This is a genomic window from Oliverpabstia intestinalis, from assembly GCF_009696065.1.
GTDB classification, from domain to species: Bacteria; Bacillota; Clostridia; order Lachnospirales; family Lachnospiraceae; genus Oliverpabstia; species Oliverpabstia intestinalis.
Genome location: NZ_VUMS01000001.1, coordinates 150,336 through 168,272 on the forward strand (window position 1 = coordinate 150,336; position 17,937 = coordinate 168,272).

Genomic DNA, 17,937 nt, shown 5'->3' on the forward strand with positions numbered 1-17,937 from the left:
GGATCAGTGTAGGAAACAGCAGCGACCATGAATGGGGAAGCAGTGAGATATATATTTAAGTATAAGGAGAAGGAAGAGACCGATGAAAGACTTTGAAAAGGATTTGATTTATTATCCCAATCCGGATCCGATTGAGGAACCGAGATTTGTCTTAAATTCTGTAGATGAACTGGAGAAATCAGAAAAATACAGTGTAATCTGCAACGGAACAGAACGTGTGGTATACCATACAGACTCATTCGATTATGTAGTAGTAGTAGACAATGAGGCATATGATCTGGAAATTTCTATCCATACACCATTTGAAAAACTGGCCATCCGGCCCACCAGTTTCGGAATAGAGCCTTCCGTAAAAGGAGAGACCGTTCATATTCATCTCGATGAACCGAGAAAATTCACAGTAGAGACAGACGGTGGTCTTCATGACGCCCTGTTTGTATTCTGTTCTCGCAGAATCGAAAAACCGGAAAATACCACCATCTGTTTTGAAAAAGGTAAGGCATACAATGTAGGAGTTCTTACCCTGAAATCAAATGATACGGTCTATATCGAGGAAGGTGCTGTTGTTTCCGGATGTATCTATGCAGAACACAGCGAAAATATTTCCATTGTGGGAAACGGAATTGTCAACGGAGCCTGCTGGCATCTGCCGGACAGCAATGCACATCGTTTCTTTATTTATATCAAATGGTGCAAGAATGTTCTCTTAAAAGGATTTACTGCAGTAGACGGACCATCCTGGCATGTGGTTCCGGCAGCCTGTGATCATGTTGTCATTGATGATATGAATATTATGTCAAGAATCGTAACAGGAGACGGAATTGATATCACCAGCAGCCAGGATGTGGAGGTGAAAAACTGCTTTGTCCGTTCCACAGATGACAGTATCTGCATCAAATCCCAGGGGCTGTTCAAGGATCCTTCAACAGTAAGGGATGTGACAAAAGTGCGCGTTCACAATAACGTAATCTGGAATGCAGAACCTGGTAATGCCATAGAGCTTGGTTATGCTCTCCAGAGTGAGATTCATGATCTGGTATTCGAAGACTGTGATATCATCCACTGCCAGTACGAAGGAAATATGGGCGGTGCCGCACTTTCTATCCACCAGGCAGATGGAGGTCACATTCATGATATCCACTATAAAAATATCAGAGTAGAACAGGCGGAACAGAAACTGTTTGATATCAAGGTTCTGCTTTGCAGATATACAGAGCAGATGGCAAAAGGAGAGATCCATGATATCTATTTTGACAACATTCAGGTATTAAACGGAGATATCCCTGTTTCCACGATCCGTGGATTCCAGACACCGACAGAAGAAGTACGTGTCCATGATATTCACTTTGATAACATTACCTTTATGGGAGAAAAGTGTGAAACCTGGCAGGATATGCGGCTTGTCACAGAACTGGCAAACGATATCTACGTCAATGGCGTCAGGACATGCAAACAGATGAAATTCTGATGATGTAAAGAAAAATGGAGAGTAAGGAGGCACTTATGGAACAAAATAGCATACTTTTCCGGAAAGACGGAAAGAATTTTTTGCAGCTGGACTGTGAAAATGCAAAAGAGCTTTCTTTAAAGTGGGATGATAAGACCTATTCATTTGTAAAAGACGGAGAAAAGTGGATTCTGGAACTTCCGTTTTCCACAGCTGTGAATTATGTGCAGATCTGTGTGGACGGACAGGAGGTTTTGCTTCCTGAGCTGCCGATCGGACATGGATATGGCCGTTTATACAATTATATTGAACTGCCGGATGAAAAGAAGCTGGCTGAGATTCGTGACATCCCGCATGGAACGCTGACACATGAATTCTATAAGTCTGAGATTTCCAATAACTGGGAACGATTCATCGTTTACCTTCCACCATGCGTACCATCCGCAGGTCTTCCGGTTCTATATCTGCAGCATGGATTCGGTGAGAGTGAGATTTCCTGGACAACAACCGGAAAAGCCAATATCATACTGGATAACCTGATCGAAATGGGAAAAATAAAACCTTTTGCACTTGTGATGAGTGACGGCATGGTACAGGAAAAGGTCGGCTCAGAAGAACGATTAAACCATGTTTTGCTGGAACGGATGCTGGTAGAGGAAATTATTCCGATGGCAGAGAAAAAATATCAGTTTGGCGGTTGTAAGGAAAAGAGAGGTATGGCAGGCTTGTCCATGGGATCTGTACAGACAACCCGGACGATATGCGACCATCCTGACCTGTTCAGCGAAGTCGGCATCTTCTCAGGTTTTATAAGAGATAACATCGAAGGCAATCCGGACCGGGATGCGGTCGGAAGAAAACCTTATGAGCAGACCCATCTGAAGGCGATGGACGATCCGGACTTTAATAACTATTTTCATACCTTTTTCCGATGTATCGGAGATAATGACTGTTTCCTTTCCAGATTTTTGGAAGAGGATGCAATCATCCAGGAGAAAGGTGTCCATGAAATCAGGAAAATCTATCCGGGCGGACATGACTGGAATGTGTGGAGACCGTGCTTTACGGACTTTGCGCAGATGATTTTCCGGTAGGATTGTATAAAGTAAGAAAATATAGTCGGGCAGGAGCTGTCCGACTATTGTATTTTACGCGAGCAAGGAGCCAAAGTCCGTGCTTGCACGAGACCTTGGCGAGTGCCGCGATAACGAGAGATAGCGAGTCTACGGCGAGCAAGGAGCCAAAGTCCGTGTTTGCACGAAATCACTGCCCCTGCGTGCCTCTCGCTTCCCGATAAGCAGAAGGGGACATCCCCAGTTTCTTCTTAAAACTGTTGCTGAAATAATATTGATTCGTATAACCACACTTTGTGCTGATCTCTTTTAACGAAAGACTGGTGGATTCCAGATAATGACAGGCACTTTCGATGCGAAGCGCAGTGATGGTATCACTGATGCTTTGTCCGGATACCTTTTTGAACAGAGAACTCAGGTATGCAGGGCTGATGTTGGCATGTCGTGCGATATCATTCAGGCACAGGGTGTTGGTTTCAAAGTTTTCCCGGATATATCCAAGAGCCATGGTATATATCTGATTGTGATAGTTCTGTAAGGACGAATCCATCTTTTCGCATACGGAGGCACATAACTGCGTCAGCCATTTTACAAATTGTTCGTAGGTGCGGAAGGAATCAAACCGGGTATAGACCTGGATGATTTCCCTCTCCAGATCTCCGGTATCCAGGTTCATCTCGTATAAGAATTTCAGAATTCGTCCCAAAAGGGAGTAGATTCGGATGAAAACCAGATTTTTGTCCTGAACCTGTCCTAACAGATTCTGAAAATAGCAGGTAAGCCATTCTTCGATAGCAGTCATGTCTTTGGAACAGATAAGACGTATCAGTTCTTCGTCGGTATTTTCGGAAAAGGACAAAAGACTGAATTCTTTACCAAGTGCTTCTCTCGCATCGAAAATATTTTTGTGTGGGAAGAAAAATCGGTATTTCAGCGAGTGGGAAGCACTGGCAAAGGACACCGGGAGCTTCCAGATGCTGTCAGCAAGACTTCCGATTCCGATGTTCAGAGAAAGTACATTGTTTTTGCAGAACTCGACAATAGTGGAGGCTACTTTGTGTATGGATTGGAGAAAATGCTGGGGATGTTTTGTGTTCTGGCCGATGATGCAGACGATCCCGCTGAATTCTTTTAAATAAAAAACATGGTCAAAAATCTTCATTTCTTCTTTTACCAGATCCAGGATATTCAGAAGCTGGATCTGGTATTGGGTAAAGTCCAGTTCGGACTTGGCAGGATCGGGTTCTGTTTCCAGGATCAATACGTGAAAAAAGTCATAGTCTGATCTCAGATCCAGATATTTCAGATACTGGCTCAGATGAGTGGCCGGATCCTCACCGGGATAATGGAGCAGATCATGAAAGAATTTTTCTGTCATAACAGGCCGGCTTGCTTTTACCAGCTCCGTATTTTTTTGTGTACGGTCGATATCCGTAAAAGCATTTTTGATTTTTTCCGTAAGATAATGATAATCCAAGGGTTTCTCGATATAGTCATATACACCAAGGCGGATCGCCCGTTTGGCATATTCGAACTTGTCATAGGCACTTACAAGAATAACTTTTATGAAAGGCTGGATCTCCAGAGCTTTCTGACTCATGGAGATCCCATCCATATCCGGCATCTCAATATCCGAGATGATCAGATCCACATGGGTGCCTTTCAGGATGTCCAGAGCGGAAAGACTGTTATATTCTACGGCGATCACAGTGGCATCCAGAGCACTCCAGTCAATATTTTTTTCGATGCCTTCTGCGGTGAGGGAGTTGTCATCTACAATCATTACATTCTTCATCATATTCCTCCATCTGATCAAATTCAATGGTAATGGAAGTGCCTTCATACAGATAACTTTCTACAGATATCCTACCATTTCCAAAATAAGGATTGGAGATTCGTTTGTTTACATTTCCAATGCCAAAGTGTTTTTCATAATTAACAATTTTTTCATCCAATGTTTTCTGCAATTCTAAAAGCTGTTCTTTTGCCATTCCGATTCCGTTATCCGTGATCACAATAATAACCGTATCGTCTCCGTAGGAAAGATCGATGGAGATATGAACCTCCGGCGTTTTCTGAGAGAGACCATGCAAAATACTGTTTTCCAGAAATGGCTGCAGGGTGAATTTGCAGATCAGGAAATTATCAATGCCGTCTTTCATATTGATCTCCCAGGTAAGATTATCATTATGGCATAATTTTTCCATTTCCAGATAAAGCTGTGCGATGGTCAGTTCGTCCCGGATGGAGATCAGGTCTTTCGACTTTCTGAGTGTCATGCGGTAAAAACGTGTAAGATTCGTCAGCATCTGATTGGCAATATCCAGCTTTCCAAGGGACTGACAGGTCTGGATGGATCCCAGAATATTATAAAGAAAATGCGGGTTGATCTGGGATTGGAGAAGCTGGTATTTTAACCGTTCTTCTGCCAGTGACAGTTCCAGGATAGACTGGAGATTGTCATTCAGGGAATGTTGCATTTTTTCAAAGGTTACCCCCAGTTTATCAATTTCATCGAAGGTTTCAGGTGCGCGATCCTGTGGTACCAGTGCCTTCATATTGGTGTCGGATGCATCTAATTGTAGTGTTTCCATAGCCCTGGATAGTGTCTCGATTCGTCTGGTAAGATTCTTCGAGATCAGAACCACAACCAGAATCGTCAACGGAAGAGAGATCAGGATTGTCAGGAGAATACTTTTGATCAGTATATGCGTGTTTTGCATGATATAAGAATCCGGTATCTCTGTCACCTGAAGCCAGCCGTTTCGTAAAGTAGTAGTGTGATAATTAGTGTGAGATCTCTTTTTTAGAGAATCTTCCTTGTGATATAAGAAATCCAGTTTTTCTTCGTCAAGAGAGGCGGAAAGCAAAGAAGGATTGTTGCTGGCAACGATTTTTCCGTTGTCTGTAAGAATATAGCTGGTGATCTGATTATTCTGGAAACTTTCCTGCAAAATGGAGGAAAATTCAGATGCGTCCAGATGAATTATATAAGCATACTTTATGCTGTCTGTACCCGGATGTTTTAAAACTCTGCAACAGGAAACCGAATTCGTCATACGGTAGCTGTTATTCATAAGAAACGGAACAGACAGAAGATCCTGATAAAACCAGACAGAGGATGTTCCCGGATTTTCCAGAGCTTCTTTTGGAATCTGAAAGTCAGAAAGTTTGGACACAGGAAAAAAGTATAAGTTTTCGCTGGATGCCATATGCTCGTCCGGAAGAAATATATTGATATAGGATAGATCAAAGGATGTCTTAAACATGGACAGATTGCTCCGAATCTCAGAAAGTGTAGCCAGAGTGTCCATGGGTGCATCTGTCTGCATCAGGTTGTACATATTATATTGAAGCGTATCGGCTATATTTTCCACTTGCTGCAAGCGGTTATCAAATTGTGTATGCAGCTGTGCATCAGCGGAAATAGATGCATTCAGAATCTTATCTTCAGCAATGTTATAGGAAACAGCATAGGAAATTCCACCTATGATGAAAATAGGAATCAATGTGCACAGCAAAAACGCACATAAAAGCCTGTTTTGAAAATGGGAAAAGTATAATCGTGGACCTCTGGAACCTTTTTTTGAATGTTTCATAAAATCTCCTTGTATTGTATCCGGGCAAAATCTATCAAAAACGTTTTCGTCAATGAAATCTTGCATGTAATCGTTTGGATTTCGGCATGCTCATGCCAGAACACTATTATATATGATCAATTTCTGTTCTTATTATAAAAGATAAAAAAAATGCTTTCAACAAAGATAAAAATAATATAAACGAATCGAAAAATATTGTATTTTGAGAAAACAGACTTTTTGATATCCTTAACTCATCAAAGAAATGGGCGTGAGGCCACAAACAAACGGGAGGTAATGAAATGAAAAAGAAATTAGTGAGCGTGTTACTGGCAGGCGTTATGGCAGTGGGAATGCTGGCAGGATGCGGAAGCTCCAAAGGAAGTGAAGGGGAAGAAAGTACAGGAAAATCTGAAGATTATGATCTGACTTTGTACAGCATCAATACAACAGATCCTGATTTTGATGACTGGCTGAAAAATGTAGAGGATGCCACAGGACTGAACATCAATGTGATCGCAGCTCCGACAGATTCCGATACCCGTCAGCAGAAAGTTACGACAATCTTATCTACAGGAGATGATTCTGTTGATATTATCGAAATCAATGATGAGATGAGTGCGGCATTCAAAAACTCAGGCTGGCTGGAAGGTCTGAACGATACAGTTATGACAGAAGATGTCCGTAGTCAGTTTGCACAGGGTTATCTGGAGGATATGATCACAGATAAAGACGGCAACATTGTCGGTGTTCCGGGATATTCCGGATACTTGGCTTTCTGGGTAAATCAGGAAATCATGGATGAAGTCGGAATTACAGAGATCGATACAAAAGAAGACTTCATGAAATATATGGAAGCAGCTTCTGGCGACGGAAGATATGGATACGGCGGATCCTGGGAAAAAACCTATGTATTCAATGAGATCGCACAGTTTGTAAATATGTTCGGTGGAGATTATTTTGACTGGACAAAGGCTGAAAACAAAGAAGCCATTCAGTTCCTGAAAGATATGGTGGATAATAACCAGACACCGATCGATCAGATCGCAGACAAATACGAGCAGATGAACCCGAAGGCCAATGATGGAAAATATGGAAGCTTTTTCATGTGGGGACTTGGAACTGATTACGAGAAAGCAGGTATGCTGGGAGAGGACAAGATCCATATGGCTATGGTTCCTGACTTCAGCGGTAAAGGAGAGAGAGCAATCTTTACAGATTCCTGGAGTTATGTTCTGAATTCCGCTTCCAAGAACAAAGAAGCAGCCATCAAATTCCTTCAGTACATGGCAGACGAAGGCGGAATGGAAGCATCCTACAAAGCATTTGACAGATATCCAGCAAGAGCAGATGTAGCAGAAAAAGTTGTTCCGGATACAGATCCTGCAAAAGAAATGTATTCCCGCTATGCTTCTGAGTGCAACGTTTCCGGACGTCCGATGCTTCCTCAGACAATGGAATTTATCACAGATATGGGAACTATTTTCCAGTCCTGTATGAAAGATGAGATCTCTGTAGATGAGTTCTGTGAGAAAGCTCAGGGTCTGGTTGAAAAATACAGCGAGTAATATAGCTGAACAATGATTGAAATAACTGGTGAATAACAAAACAGTTGGCAACAGGCAATGAATGCGGATTGAAAATATCTGCTTGGTAAAAGGAAACGCACCGTAGCAAACACAATTTACGGTGCGTTTTCTTAAGATGACAGGAGGAGAAAAGAGTGACAATCAGTAAAAAATCGATGAAATGGATTCCATGGATCTTAATTCTTCCGGTTGTGATTATCCGTGGTTTTACTACTTTATATCCGATTATAGTAACTTTGAAAAATAGTTTATTTGACATAAAGGTTTTATCAGGAGTCAACGAATTTGTCGGACTGGCAAACTACGTTAATGTATTTAAAGATCCCAAAGTGCAGACATCCATATCCTTTACCGTGATATTTGTGGTTGTTTCCATGGTATTCCATGTGGTTTTAGGTGTGATCCTGGCTTTGATCCTGAATATGAAATTTAAGGGCAGAAGATTCTTAAGAACCATCGTACTGATCCCGTGGGCTATGCCGGCCGTTGTTATCGGTATGGCAGCAAAATGGGGATTCAACAACGATTACGGTCTGGTGAACGATTTTATAAGACGTTTTGTATCAGATTTTCAGTATAACTGGCTGATCAACACCAGTTCCGCCAGAGCAGCGGTTATCGCCATGGACCTGTGGAAAGACCTTCCGTTCTTTGCAATCCTGGTATTGTCCGGACTTCAGTTTATTTCCGGGGATATCTACGAAGCTGCAAAGGTGGATGGGGCAAACGGAGTGCAGAGCTTCTTCCGTATCACATTACCGTTGATCCTGAAAAATGTTATTACTTTATGTATTCCGTTTACACTTTGGAGACTGACAACTTTCGACCTGGTATATGCTATGACTTCCGGTGGTCCTGGTGAGGATACATCCCTGATCGCATACAGAATTACCACAGAAGCATTTACCAATCTAAATGTGGGTTATGCATCTACACTGGCAGTTATGTTGTTCCTTGTAATGGCGGTCTTTAGCTTTATCAACATCAAATTCATGAATAAACTGGCAGATTAGGAGGTATTGACATGCAGGATACTAATAAATATACAGTATATAAAGCCCTTACTGCAGTAGGCAGATGGCTGTTATTTGCAATCGTTTCCTTTTTGATCTTATTTCCGGTTCTGTGGATTTTCGTATCATCGATCACACCGCCGGGTGAATTGTTCAAGATGCCAATCGACTATATTCCGGATCACCCGACACTGGAAAGCTACAAATTCCTGATAGAGAACGTAGGGCTTTTTGATAAAATCGGAAACACAGTTCTGATCGTAGGTATCACAATTGTGGTAAGTACTGTTCTTTGTGCCATGGCGGCATATGGATTTTCAAGATTCAGAACAAAGGGGATCAGCATTGCCTTCGCATTCATTGTTGCAACAATGTTGATTCCGGAAGTTGTAACAGCAAGACCGTTGTATGAATTCATGAGAGCAGTAGGACTGTATGACACTTATCCGGGTCTGATCATTCTTTATATCAGCGCAGTCGTTCCATTTACTGTATTGGTCTTAAAGAACTTTGCATCGGAGATCCCGGTTTCCCTGGAAGAAGCAGCAGCCATTGACGGAGCGAATTTTATTCAGAGATTATTCAAAGTGATCTTACCGCTGATGAAACCTGCAATTGCTACAGTTTGTATCATTAACTTTATCACCTGTCTGAATAACTTCTTTACTCCGTTGTATTACTCCAATGATATCCAGGTGCTGTCTGTTGCAATTGTACAGCTGCCACTTAGAGATAACATGTATGGTGTTCCGTGGGATCTGGTAAGTGCCATGGGTTGGATCATCCTGTTACCGATTATTATTTTCGTAGCAGTCTTTGAAAAACAGATTATGGATGGTATAATGGCAGGAGGAGTAAAAGCATAATTGGTAATTGTTCATAGGAGCATTAACCTGTGAAACGAGTTCTTGTGAATGAAGTGAACAGTAGTACTAAACCTGATATTATTTGCAAACCAGAAGGAGGATGTAACAATGTATAACGAATTTGGTGGGACTTTAAGTAATTTAGCATTAGCGAAACATAGAAAAAGCCGCGCGATCAATGCGGAAAATCCAAGAGGAGAAAAAGGAAAAGGCGGTATGGCAGCCAGTGATCTTGGACCATCCAGAAAGGGAAGCCCGTGTCTTAGAGATATTGCAAGTGGTCAGACAGTGACACTGGCAGAGATTGAAGGACCTGGTGCAATCAACCATATCTGGATTACAGTGGATGCAAAAACCACAGACGCAGATTGCTTTGTACTGAGAGATCTGGTTCTTCGTATGTACTGGGATGATGAAGAGGAACCGTCTGTAGAAAGTCCGCTGGGAGACTTTTTCTGCTGTGGTTTTGGTAGAGAATGCAATGTAAATTCTATGCCGATCGCAGTAGTGCCAAGCAGAGGATTGAACTGTTATTTCCAGATGCCTTTCAGAAAAAAAGCAAGAATCACTCTGGAAAACCAGCATGTCAATTCAATTCCAGCATTCTTCTACCAGGTGGATTATTGCCTGTATGATGAGGGACTGCCGGAGGATATCGCTTACTTCCATGCACAGTGGAGAAGAGAAAAGATCACCCAGCTGCAGAAAGATTATGTAATCCTTGATAATGTCAAAGGAAAAGGTCACTATGTAGGTACTTATATGGCACTGACAACACTGGAGCGTTACTGGTGGGGTGAAGGTGAGGTTAAGTTCTATATCGACGGAGATGAAGAATATCCTACTATCTGCGGAACAGGAACAGAAGATTATTTCGGTGGTTCCTGGAGCTTTGCTAAGCAGGTAGACGGTAAGACCGTGGAACAGAATTATTGCACACCTTATCTGGGATATCCATATTATTCTTCCCATGATGAGCTGATTCACAATTTTTATCACAATAACGATGTTATGCCGATGAGAGGTTTTTACCGCTGGCATATCCAGGATCCAATCTGTTTTGATGAGGATCTGAAAGTGACGATCCAGCAGATCGGTGTGGGTTACAGAGGATTATTTGAGAGACAGGATGACGTGGCAAGTGTGGCATACTGGTATCAGGCAGAACCACATAACAGCTTCCCGGAACTTCCTGGAAAAGAAGATCGCTGGCCTAGATAGGAGCAGAACTTGAAGAAGTATGTATTGGGTGTTTTTATTGGATTTTTGTTGCTGATGTCCGGATGTGGGGATCAACAGGATGGAGTCCATACAGAGGATACAGATTCGCAGAAAGAAAAATTAACTATCATGCACGTGGATGCAGAATCTCCCAGATTCAGGAAATTTATCGAAAATGCAGAAAAGGAACTGGATCTTGAGATAGAGACGATAGCCTGCCCTGCAGATGCAGATGTGCGGCAGGCTAAAATCTCCACGATTCTGGAAGCCGGAGATTCTTCCGTCGATATCTTCTCTGTCAATGATGAGATGATCAGTGAATTTAAATACAAAGATTATCTGAAACCACTGAGCGATACGGTGATGACGGAAGAACTGTTATTCAGTTATCCGGAAAGTTATATGCAGAATATACCGATGAAAGATGGGGAGGTTTATTCTGTTCCGTACCTTATGGATATTATGGTATTCTGGGTAAACCGGGAAGTCACAGGAGATCGGGAGATCCGGACGCAGGAAGATTTTGTTGCTCTTTTGAAAGAAAACCTGGGCAATGATGTCTACGGATATGGAGGAGCATGGGATCAGTCCTATGCGTACAATGAACTTTCGGAATTTGTAAATCTCTTCGGAGGCGACTATTACGACTGGGAGAATAAAAACACGAGAGAAGCACTCAGCTTTCTTCATGATCTGGCAACAAAAGGAGAAGTTCCTGTTTCGCAAGTGGTAGATCGGTATGAACAAATGGAACAGAAATTTTTGGATGGTAAATACGGCAGTATTTTTATGTACAGCGGAGCCATAAACACTTTTGAATGTGCCGGAGCTTACAGAATGGAAAAAATCCAGGTGGCACCATTACCGGGATTTCGAAAGAATGCTACCAACATCGCTACATGGCAGTATGTGTTAAACAAGGCATCTGAGCATGAGAAAGCGGCAATAAAATTCCTGAAATATGCCGCAAGCAGAGAAGGAAATATTGCCTATGCAGAATGCATGAAATGTCTTCCGGCCAGACTTGATGTGATTCGCGAAGAAAAACTGGATATTCCGGGATTTCAGGTTTTGCAGGATTATGTGAATCATGTTGAATTGAAGGAACGTCCGTTTTCTTCCGATCCAATGAAGGATATCTCTAAGACCGGCATATTATTTCAACAATATGTGATGAATCAAATATCTCAGGATGAATTTTGTGAGAAAATGGAAGAAATGCAAAAGAATCAGAGATAGCAAAAAACAGAGCAAATCGAAAAGCAACGATTCGCTCTGTTTTTTTTGTTATCGTGTCCCCATCTTACGCACCACACACAAAACTGCTCCGATCACATTCATGAACAAAAAGGATTTGCCCAGATCATCCACGATATGGAAGAACAATTTGGCTCCTTCCAGCGGAGCCGGGCTAGCGGGAAGGACGGGATAGGCATAAGTGGATACAAATGCCAGAAGAACCAGAACAACGAAACCGAACAGCCCCCGTCCCATATCTACCTGGCGGATCTTGCCGTGATCCGGCATCCGTTTTCTGCTGGCGATCCACAGTGCCTGGATACAACCAAAGCCCACACAGATCAGTGCCCCAATCAGATAGATTCCCTGGGCATAATTCTTTTCATGGACTACTCCGGCGATGGAGCCAAGGGTCACCCGGTTGGCCCAGAAGTTCTGTGCCATACGAAGGGTGGACAAAGCCATCAGGACTACGCAGATCCACTGGATCACAAGATAAAACAGGGTGCCTCCCAGTTTTACGCTTCCAGTGGTTAAAGAAGTGGCTGCAGATAGGAGTCCGCCTCCTTTTTTCTTCTTTTTTCGCTTGGTTTTGGTTTTCTGCGTGGTAGTTTTATGAATCGTATGCTGGTTTGTGGCAGTATTTCTGGATCTGCCGGAACCGGAGTTTGGATTTTTTTTGTTCTCTTCCCGACGTCTGGCAGCGGGAGTCTCATTTTTACCGGAAGCAGGACTACCGGTACCGTTGCCATTATCAGCGACTGGTTTTGATAAGTTGCGATTTACATAATCATCGAAGGACTGCCAGTCATCCACCAGACGATCGGTATCTGTATTTTTTGTGACTGAAGTATTGTCATTGGAAGCGGCCGGAAGCGGTGCACCGCAGTAGCTGCAAAAACGACCGGTGACTTCAGCACCACAGGATGGACATTTCATAGTTCACTCCCCCTTGTTAGAATTTCAGATTTTATTGTACCACAAATACAGGAAAACATATCTGAAGATTTTGTGAAAATTAATGAAAAATAATTACTTTTTTTGGTAAAAAAGCAAGAATCAGAAAGAGAAGATTGCGTTGACACCTTATATACCGATTGGTATAATATAAAAAGACAGGGGATTACCCTGGAAAATTACGGATCAACAGCTGATAAATATAAGGAAAGGGGCTGAGACAGATGGATAATCGGCAGCTGATCATGGAAAAAGCGCTGGAACTGTTTTGTGCCCGTGGATATGATGCGGTTGGGGTGCAGGAGATTGCAGAACAGTCCGGAATTACAAAACCGACGTTGTATTATTATTTTGGAAGCAAGCAGGGACTGATGGAAACGATCCTTGAGGAGAACAGTCGTATTCTGGAAGAGATGCTGGAAAAAGCAGTGGAAGAACCGGGGGATGTCCCGCAGGTGTTATATCGTGTGGCGAGAGCATATTTTGATTTTGCGGGAAGCCACTGGCAGTTTTATCTGTTTATGATGAGTCAGTTTTATTCCGGAAAAAAATCGGAAGGATTCCGTACGGTGTATCCGCTGATCCAGAAGTATTACCAGCTTGTGGTGCGGATCTTTGAGGATTCTGCAGATCGTCTGGGAAATATGGGCGGCCGTCAGGAGCAGTTCGCGGTCAGCTTCATGGGGATTCTGGATTCCCATATGATGATGCTGGGAAGAGAGCAGGATGAAGAACACGGACTGGTGATGACGGATCAGAGAACGTATGAGATCGTCCGGCAGTTCCTGTACGGTATTTATTCATAACTGCGAAAGTATGGAACAGTTGCATGTATGAGTGTGAAAAATAACTGGAAAGACAGTTAAGATAAAAGAAAAAGGAGACGGGGATATGGCAAAGATGGAGTTTGGGGAACTGGATCAATATTTGTTTGGTCAGGCAACGCATTATGATATTTATAAGAAACTGGGAGCGCATCCGGTAACACAGAATGGAAAAAGCGGCACGTATTTTGCAGTATGGGCACCGAACGCAGAGGATGTTTCTGTTGTCGGTGAGTTTAATGACTGGGATCCGGAGCGCCATCCGATGAAAAAGACAGGACCGATCGGTGTCTGGGAGACTTTTGTTGCAGGAGCCAAAGTGGGAGATCTGTATAAATTCTGTATCCGTGCCATGGACGGAAGACTGCTGTACAAAGCAGATCCTTATGCAAACTGGTCTGAGATGCGTCCGGGCAATGCATCACGTATCGCGGATATCACAGGCTTCAAATGGGGCGATGCCGCATGGTTGAAAAAGAGAAAAGAGACGGATCCGAGAAGAGCTGCTCTTTCCATCTATGAAGTACATCCGGGTTCCTGGAAAAAGCATCCGGCTTCCGATGGAGATCCGGACGGCTTCTACAGCTATCGGGAACTGGCACATGAGCTGGCAGATTATGTAAAACGTATGGGTTATACTCATGTGGAACTGATGGGCATCGCGGAGCATCCGTTTGACGGCTCCTGGGGTTATCAGGTTACCGGTTACTATGCACCGACCGCCCGTTTCGGATCTCCGAAAGAATTCAAATATCTGGTCAATTATTTACATAAAAATAAGATCGGTGTCATCCTCGACTGGGTACCGGCACATTTTCCGAAAGATGCTCACGGACTGGCAGAGTTTGACGGAACCTGTATCTACGAGCATTCTGATCCACGTCAGGGAGAGCATCCGGACTGGGGTACCAAGATCTTTAATTATGGAAAAAACGAAGTCAAGAATTTCCTGATCGCGAACGCACTGTACTGGATCGAAGAGTTCCATGTAGACGGTCTGCGTGTGGATGCAGTGGCGTCCATGCTGTATCTGGATTATGGAAAGAAAGACGGACAGTGGATCGCGAACAAATATGGCGGTAACGAGAACCTGGAGGCTATTGAATTTTTCAAGCATCTGAATACTCTGATTCTTGGAAGAAACAAAGGAACCATGATGATCGCTGAAGAGTCTACTGCATGGCCGAAAGTAACCGGAGATGTGGAAAAAGAGAACGGTCTCGGATTCACGTTTAAGTGGAACATGGGATGGATGCACGATTTCCTGGAGTATATGAAACTGGATCCGTATTTCAGAAAATTCAACCATAATAAGATGACCTTCTCCATGACGTATGCCTTCAGCGAGGAGTATATTCTGGTACTGTCTCATGATGAAGTTGTCCATCTGAAATGCTCCATGATCAACAAGATGCCCGGAGAGTACGATGACAAATTTGAGAATCTGAAAGCCGGATATTCCTTCATGATGGGTCACCCGGGTAAGAAGCTGCTTTTTATGGGACAGGAGTTCGGACAGTTTCAGGAGTGGAGTGAGGCGAGAGAGCTTGACTGGTATCTGCTCCGTGAGGCAAGACATCAGCAGTTACAGGATTATGTAAGAGATTTGCAGATGATGTATAAAAAATATCCGGCACTGTATGCGGATGCCAATGGCTATGATGGTTTTCAGTGGATCAATGTCGATGATGCAGACAGAAGCATCTACAGTTTCATCCGCTGGTCACCGACGAAAAGAAACAACCTGCTGTTTGTCTGCAACTTTACTCCGGTAGAACGGAAAGACTACTGGGTAGGTGTACCGCAGAAGAAACAGTGTAAATTAATCCTGAGCAGTGCAGACCCGGCTTACGGCGGACAGCATCATGTGGACAATCCGGTATTCAAACCGGTCAAGGGAGAATGTGACGGACAGCCATACCATGTGGCATATCCGCTGGCTCCGTATGAAGTTGCAGTGTTTGCATTTAATTAAGGAAAAAGAATAAAGATAAAAAAGAATGACAGAACCTGTCAGCAGAGAATTATGAACTGCTGGCAGGTTCTTTTTTTGCATTGCATATCAATAATTGCCTGCAAGTTCCATGGCGAGCGAATGCTGTGATAATGAGCAAAGCGTGCGGAGCGTATTTGGTTCGTCCGCAATGCCCAAATAAAAGTTCTGTAAATTGTATGTGAATTACAAAAAATTAACACAACTTTACAAAACCACGATAGAAGCACCCCGCCCGGGCATGATACTCTGTCTTTCGGAAAGGAGAACGAAAAAGATGTTTAAGATGTTAAATCCGAGACGGTTTTATCATGCCGTTGGAAAGAAGAAGTTTCTGGAATTTATCCTGCTGGCCGTATTTATCTTATTCTTTTATGAACCGCTGTTGAATATGCTGATGTTAGCGTTTGCAAATGAATATAATGTGCCGTCAGTACTTCCAAAGGAGTGGGGCTTTAAGTGGTGGGGGTATGTGTTCGGACAGAAGAGTCTGGTGTCTTCGATGATCCAGTCCTTTATCATCGCGATTGCGACGACTGTGATCTCGATGATCTTCTGTATTCCGGCGGCGTACTCACTGGCGAGATTTCAGTATCCGGGAAGAAAAGTATTTATGCTGTCCTTCCTGCTGACCAATGCATTTCCGAAGCTGGGAATCTACACTTCCATCGCCGTTTTATTTTACAAATACGGACTGATGGGAACATATGCCGGAGTAATTATCATTCACATGATCAACTCCATGATGTTTATGGTATGGCTGCCCTCGAGTGCGTTCCGCAACGTACACCGGCAGCAGGAGGAAGCTGCGAGGGATGCTGGTGCAAGTCCGGTCCGTACCTTCTTCAAGGTGACACTGCCGATGGCGATGCCGGGAATCGCAGTTGCTACCCTGTACACCTTCCTTGGTTCCATGGAAGAGGCACAGGGAACGATGCTGGTAGGTCTTGCGAGAATCCAGACCATGCCGGTAGCCATGTACGGAATCGTGCTTGACAGCTCCGCGATCCAGATCGGTGCGGTATTTGCCATTCTGCTGATCATTCCGTCGGCACTGCTGATCTTTGTGATGAGAAAATATATCGGACCGGAAGCAATTGCCGGTGGTTTCAAGATGAAATAAAAAGTGAAAGAATATCCAGGAGGATAGAAAGAAGTTAGTATGGAAGAACGAAAAGTAAAACTGGAATTAAAAGATATGGCAAAAAAATACGATAACGGAGACGGTGTGGAACACATTAATCTGAAAGTGTACGAAGGAGAAATCGTAACCTTCCTCGGACCTTCCGGATGTGGAAAATCCACGATCTTAAGAACCATCGGTGGGTTCATGGATGTGACTGACGGGGATATTCTGGTGGACGGACAGTCCATTGTGAATCTGCCACCGGAAAAAAGACCGACCGCTATGGTGTTTCAGAGTTATAATCTCTGGCCGCATATGACCATCTATGAAAATCTGGCATTCGGCTTAAAACTGCGGAAGGTTCCGAAAAAGGAGATAGATGCAGAGATTAAAAAGATGCTGGAACTGGTTTCCATGAGCGGTTTTGAGAAAAAATATCCGGGACAGCTCTCCGGTGGTCAGCAGCAACGAATCGCGATTGCCCGCTCCCTGTTGTTAAAACCATCTCTGTTACTGTTGGACGAGCCATTTTCCGCGCTGGATGCGAAGATCCGCCAGCAGATGCGTGAGGAGCTGAAAAAGATCCAGAGCGACCTCGGTATCACGGTTATTTTCGTAACCCATGACCAGGAGGAGGCGATGGCACTGTCCCACCGGATCGTGGTTATGAACAAAGGAAAATTTGATCAGGTAGGAACACCGGGAGAAATCTACGACAGCCCGGCAACCCTTCATGTGGCATCCTTCATCGGGGAGATGAACTTTATCCGGAATGGCGGCAGCACGATTGCAGTCCGTCCGGAGGATATCGTAGTCAACAAGGGACACGGTCCGATGGAAGCAGTTGTCCGCACGATCATGATGCTCGGTCATTATGTGGTTCTGACAGTACAGCGTGGAAATGAGATCATCAAATGTTATGTCGACCGGGAACTGAGTGATCAGCTTCGCGAGGGAGATCTGGTAAATCTCACGATCGGAAAACACACGGTATTTTCCCGGGCTGCGTAA

Annotated in this window: 14 protein-coding genes; 11 read left to right on the top strand and 3 right to left on the bottom strand. The window is 43.6% G+C overall.

What is annotated here, in order from left to right; translation table 11 throughout:
* Positions 1-82: 82 nt before the first annotated feature.
* Positions 83-1,468, top strand: a complete 1,386-nt coding sequence (locus tag FYJ57_RS00625; protein ID WP_154431142.1) for a glycosyl hydrolase family 28 protein — start codon at positions 83-85, stop codon at positions 1,466-1,468.
* A 35-nt stretch (positions 1,469-1,503) separates the two neighbouring features.
* Positions 1,504-2,541 carry an alpha/beta hydrolase-fold protein gene (locus FYJ57_RS15220; protein WP_235904299.1) on the top strand — a complete coding sequence of 346 codons (1,038 nt, stop codon included), beginning with the start codon at positions 1,504-1,506 and terminating at the stop codon, positions 2,539-2,541.
* A 169-nt stretch (positions 2,542-2,710) separates the two neighbouring features.
* Here FYJ57_RS15220 and FYJ57_RS00640 read toward each other — a convergent pair whose 3' ends face one another.
* Entirely contained in the window at positions 2,711-4,318 is a 1,608-nt protein-coding gene (locus tag FYJ57_RS00640) for a response regulator transcription factor (protein WP_331466609.1), read from the bottom strand.
* Positions 4,290-6,119: a sensor histidine kinase gene (locus FYJ57_RS00645; protein WP_235904300.1), complete on the bottom strand. Its 1,830-nt coding sequence runs from the start codon at positions 6,117-6,119 to the stop codon at positions 4,290-4,292. The genes FYJ57_RS00640 and FYJ57_RS00645 overlap by 29 nt, the downstream gene beginning before the upstream one ends.
* A 281-nt stretch (positions 6,120-6,400) precedes the next feature.
* On the opposite strand from FYJ57_RS00645, the gene FYJ57_RS00650 reads away from it, so the two are divergent.
* From FYJ57_RS00650 to FYJ57_RS00670, 5 genes are all read left to right on the top strand, one after another.
* On the top strand, positions 6,401-7,666 hold the full coding sequence (locus FYJ57_RS00650; RefSeq protein WP_154431144.1) for an ABC transporter substrate-binding protein: 1,266 nt from the start codon (positions 6,401-6,403) through the stop codon (positions 7,664-7,666).
* A 176-nt stretch (positions 7,667-7,842) separates the two neighbouring features.
* Positions 7,843-8,700 carry a carbohydrate ABC transporter permease gene (locus FYJ57_RS00655; protein WP_154431184.1) on the top strand — a complete coding sequence of 286 codons (858 nt, stop codon included), beginning with the start codon at positions 7,843-7,845 and terminating at the stop codon, positions 8,698-8,700.
* 11 nt (positions 8,701-8,711) lie between these two features.
* The gene (locus FYJ57_RS00660) at positions 8,712-9,566 is read left to right on the top strand and encodes a carbohydrate ABC transporter permease (protein ID WP_154431145.1); all 855 of its coding nucleotides are present in this window, start codon (positions 8,712-8,714) and stop codon (positions 9,564-9,566) included.
* A 108-nt stretch (positions 9,567-9,674) separates the two neighbouring features.
* Positions 9,675-10,787 carry a glycoside hydrolase family 172 protein gene (locus FYJ57_RS00665; RefSeq protein WP_154431146.1) on the top strand — a complete coding sequence of 371 codons (1,113 nt, stop codon included), beginning with the start codon at positions 9,675-9,677 and terminating at the stop codon, positions 10,785-10,787.
* Positions 10,788-10,796: 9 nt separating this feature from the next.
* On the top strand, positions 10,797-12,026 hold the full coding sequence (locus FYJ57_RS00670; protein ID WP_154431147.1) for an ABC transporter substrate-binding protein: 1,230 nt from the start codon (positions 10,797-10,799) through the stop codon (positions 12,024-12,026).
* A 48-nt stretch (positions 12,027-12,074) separates the two neighbouring features.
* On the opposite strand, the gene FYJ57_RS00675 is transcribed toward FYJ57_RS00670, so the two are convergent.
* Positions 12,075-12,965 carry a zinc ribbon domain-containing protein gene (locus FYJ57_RS00675; RefSeq protein ID WP_154431148.1) on the bottom strand — a complete coding sequence of 297 codons (891 nt, stop codon included), beginning with the start codon at positions 12,963-12,965 and terminating at the stop codon, positions 12,075-12,077.
* A 242-nt stretch (positions 12,966-13,207) separates the two neighbouring features.
* On the opposite strand from FYJ57_RS00675, the gene FYJ57_RS00680 reads away from it, so the two are divergent.
* The 4 genes from FYJ57_RS00680 (at position 13,208) to FYJ57_RS00695 (ending at position 17,937) form a co-directional block, all read left to right on the top strand.
* Positions 13,208-13,789 (top strand): TetR/AcrR family transcriptional regulator, encoded by a 582-nt coding sequence (locus FYJ57_RS00680; protein ID WP_154431149.1) that lies wholly within the window; start codon positions 13,208-13,210, stop codon positions 13,787-13,789.
* 85 nt (positions 13,790-13,874) lie between these two features.
* Positions 13,875-15,782, top strand: coding sequence for a 1,4-alpha-glucan branching protein GlgB (gene glgB, locus FYJ57_RS00685; protein ID WP_154431150.1), 1,908 nt, complete (start codon positions 13,875-13,877; stop codon positions 15,780-15,782).
* Between the two features lie 295 nt (positions 15,783-16,077).
* Positions 16,078-16,923, top strand: coding sequence for an ABC transporter permease (locus FYJ57_RS00690; RefSeq protein WP_154431151.1), 846 nt, complete (start codon positions 16,078-16,080; stop codon positions 16,921-16,923).
* A gap of 39 nt (positions 16,924-16,962) precedes the next feature.
* Positions 16,963-17,937 carry an ABC transporter ATP-binding protein gene (locus FYJ57_RS00695; protein ID WP_154431152.1) on the top strand — a complete coding sequence of 325 codons (975 nt, stop codon included), beginning with the start codon at positions 16,963-16,965 and terminating at the stop codon, positions 17,935-17,937.

Coding starts and splice junctions, on each gene's coding strand:
- FYJ57_RS00640 (WP_331466609.1), bottom strand. CDS start 4,318: ATGATGAAGAATGTAATGATTGTAGATGACAACTCCCTCACCGCAGAA.
- FYJ57_RS00690 (WP_154431151.1), top strand. CDS start 16,078: ATGTTTAAGATGTTAAATCCGAGACGGTTTTATCATGCCGTTGGAAAG.
- FYJ57_RS00665 (WP_154431146.1), top strand. CDS start 9,675: ATGTATAACGAATTTGGTGGGACTTTAAGTAATTTAGCATTAGCGAAA.
- FYJ57_RS15220 (WP_235904299.1), top strand. CDS start 1,504: ATGGAACAAAATAGCATACTTTTCCGGAAAGACGGAAAGAATTTTTTG.
- FYJ57_RS00650 (WP_154431144.1), top strand. CDS start 6,401: ATGAAAAAGAAATTAGTGAGCGTGTTACTGGCAGGCGTTATGGCAGTG.
- FYJ57_RS00675 (WP_154431148.1), bottom strand. CDS start 12,965: ATGAAATGTCCATCCTGTGGTGCTGAAGTCACCGGTCGTTTTTGCAGC.
- FYJ57_RS00695 (WP_154431152.1), top strand. CDS start 16,963: ATGGAAGAACGAAAAGTAAAACTGGAATTAAAAGATATGGCAAAAAAA.
- FYJ57_RS00680 (WP_154431149.1), top strand. CDS start 13,208: ATGGATAATCGGCAGCTGATCATGGAAAAAGCGCTGGAACTGTTTTGT.
- FYJ57_RS00660 (WP_154431145.1), top strand. CDS start 8,712: ATGCAGGATACTAATAAATATACAGTATATAAAGCCCTTACTGCAGTA.
- glgB (WP_154431150.1), top strand. CDS start 13,875: ATGGCAAAGATGGAGTTTGGGGAACTGGATCAATATTTGTTTGGTCAG.
- FYJ57_RS00625 (WP_154431142.1), top strand. CDS start 83: ATGAAAGACTTTGAAAAGGATTTGATTTATTATCCCAATCCGGATCCG.
- FYJ57_RS00645 (WP_235904300.1), bottom strand. CDS start 6,119: ATGAAACATTCAAAAAAAGGTTCCAGAGGTCCACGATTATACTTTTCC.
- FYJ57_RS00655 (WP_154431184.1), top strand. CDS start 7,843: ATGAAATGGATTCCATGGATCTTAATTCTTCCGGTTGTGATTATCCGT.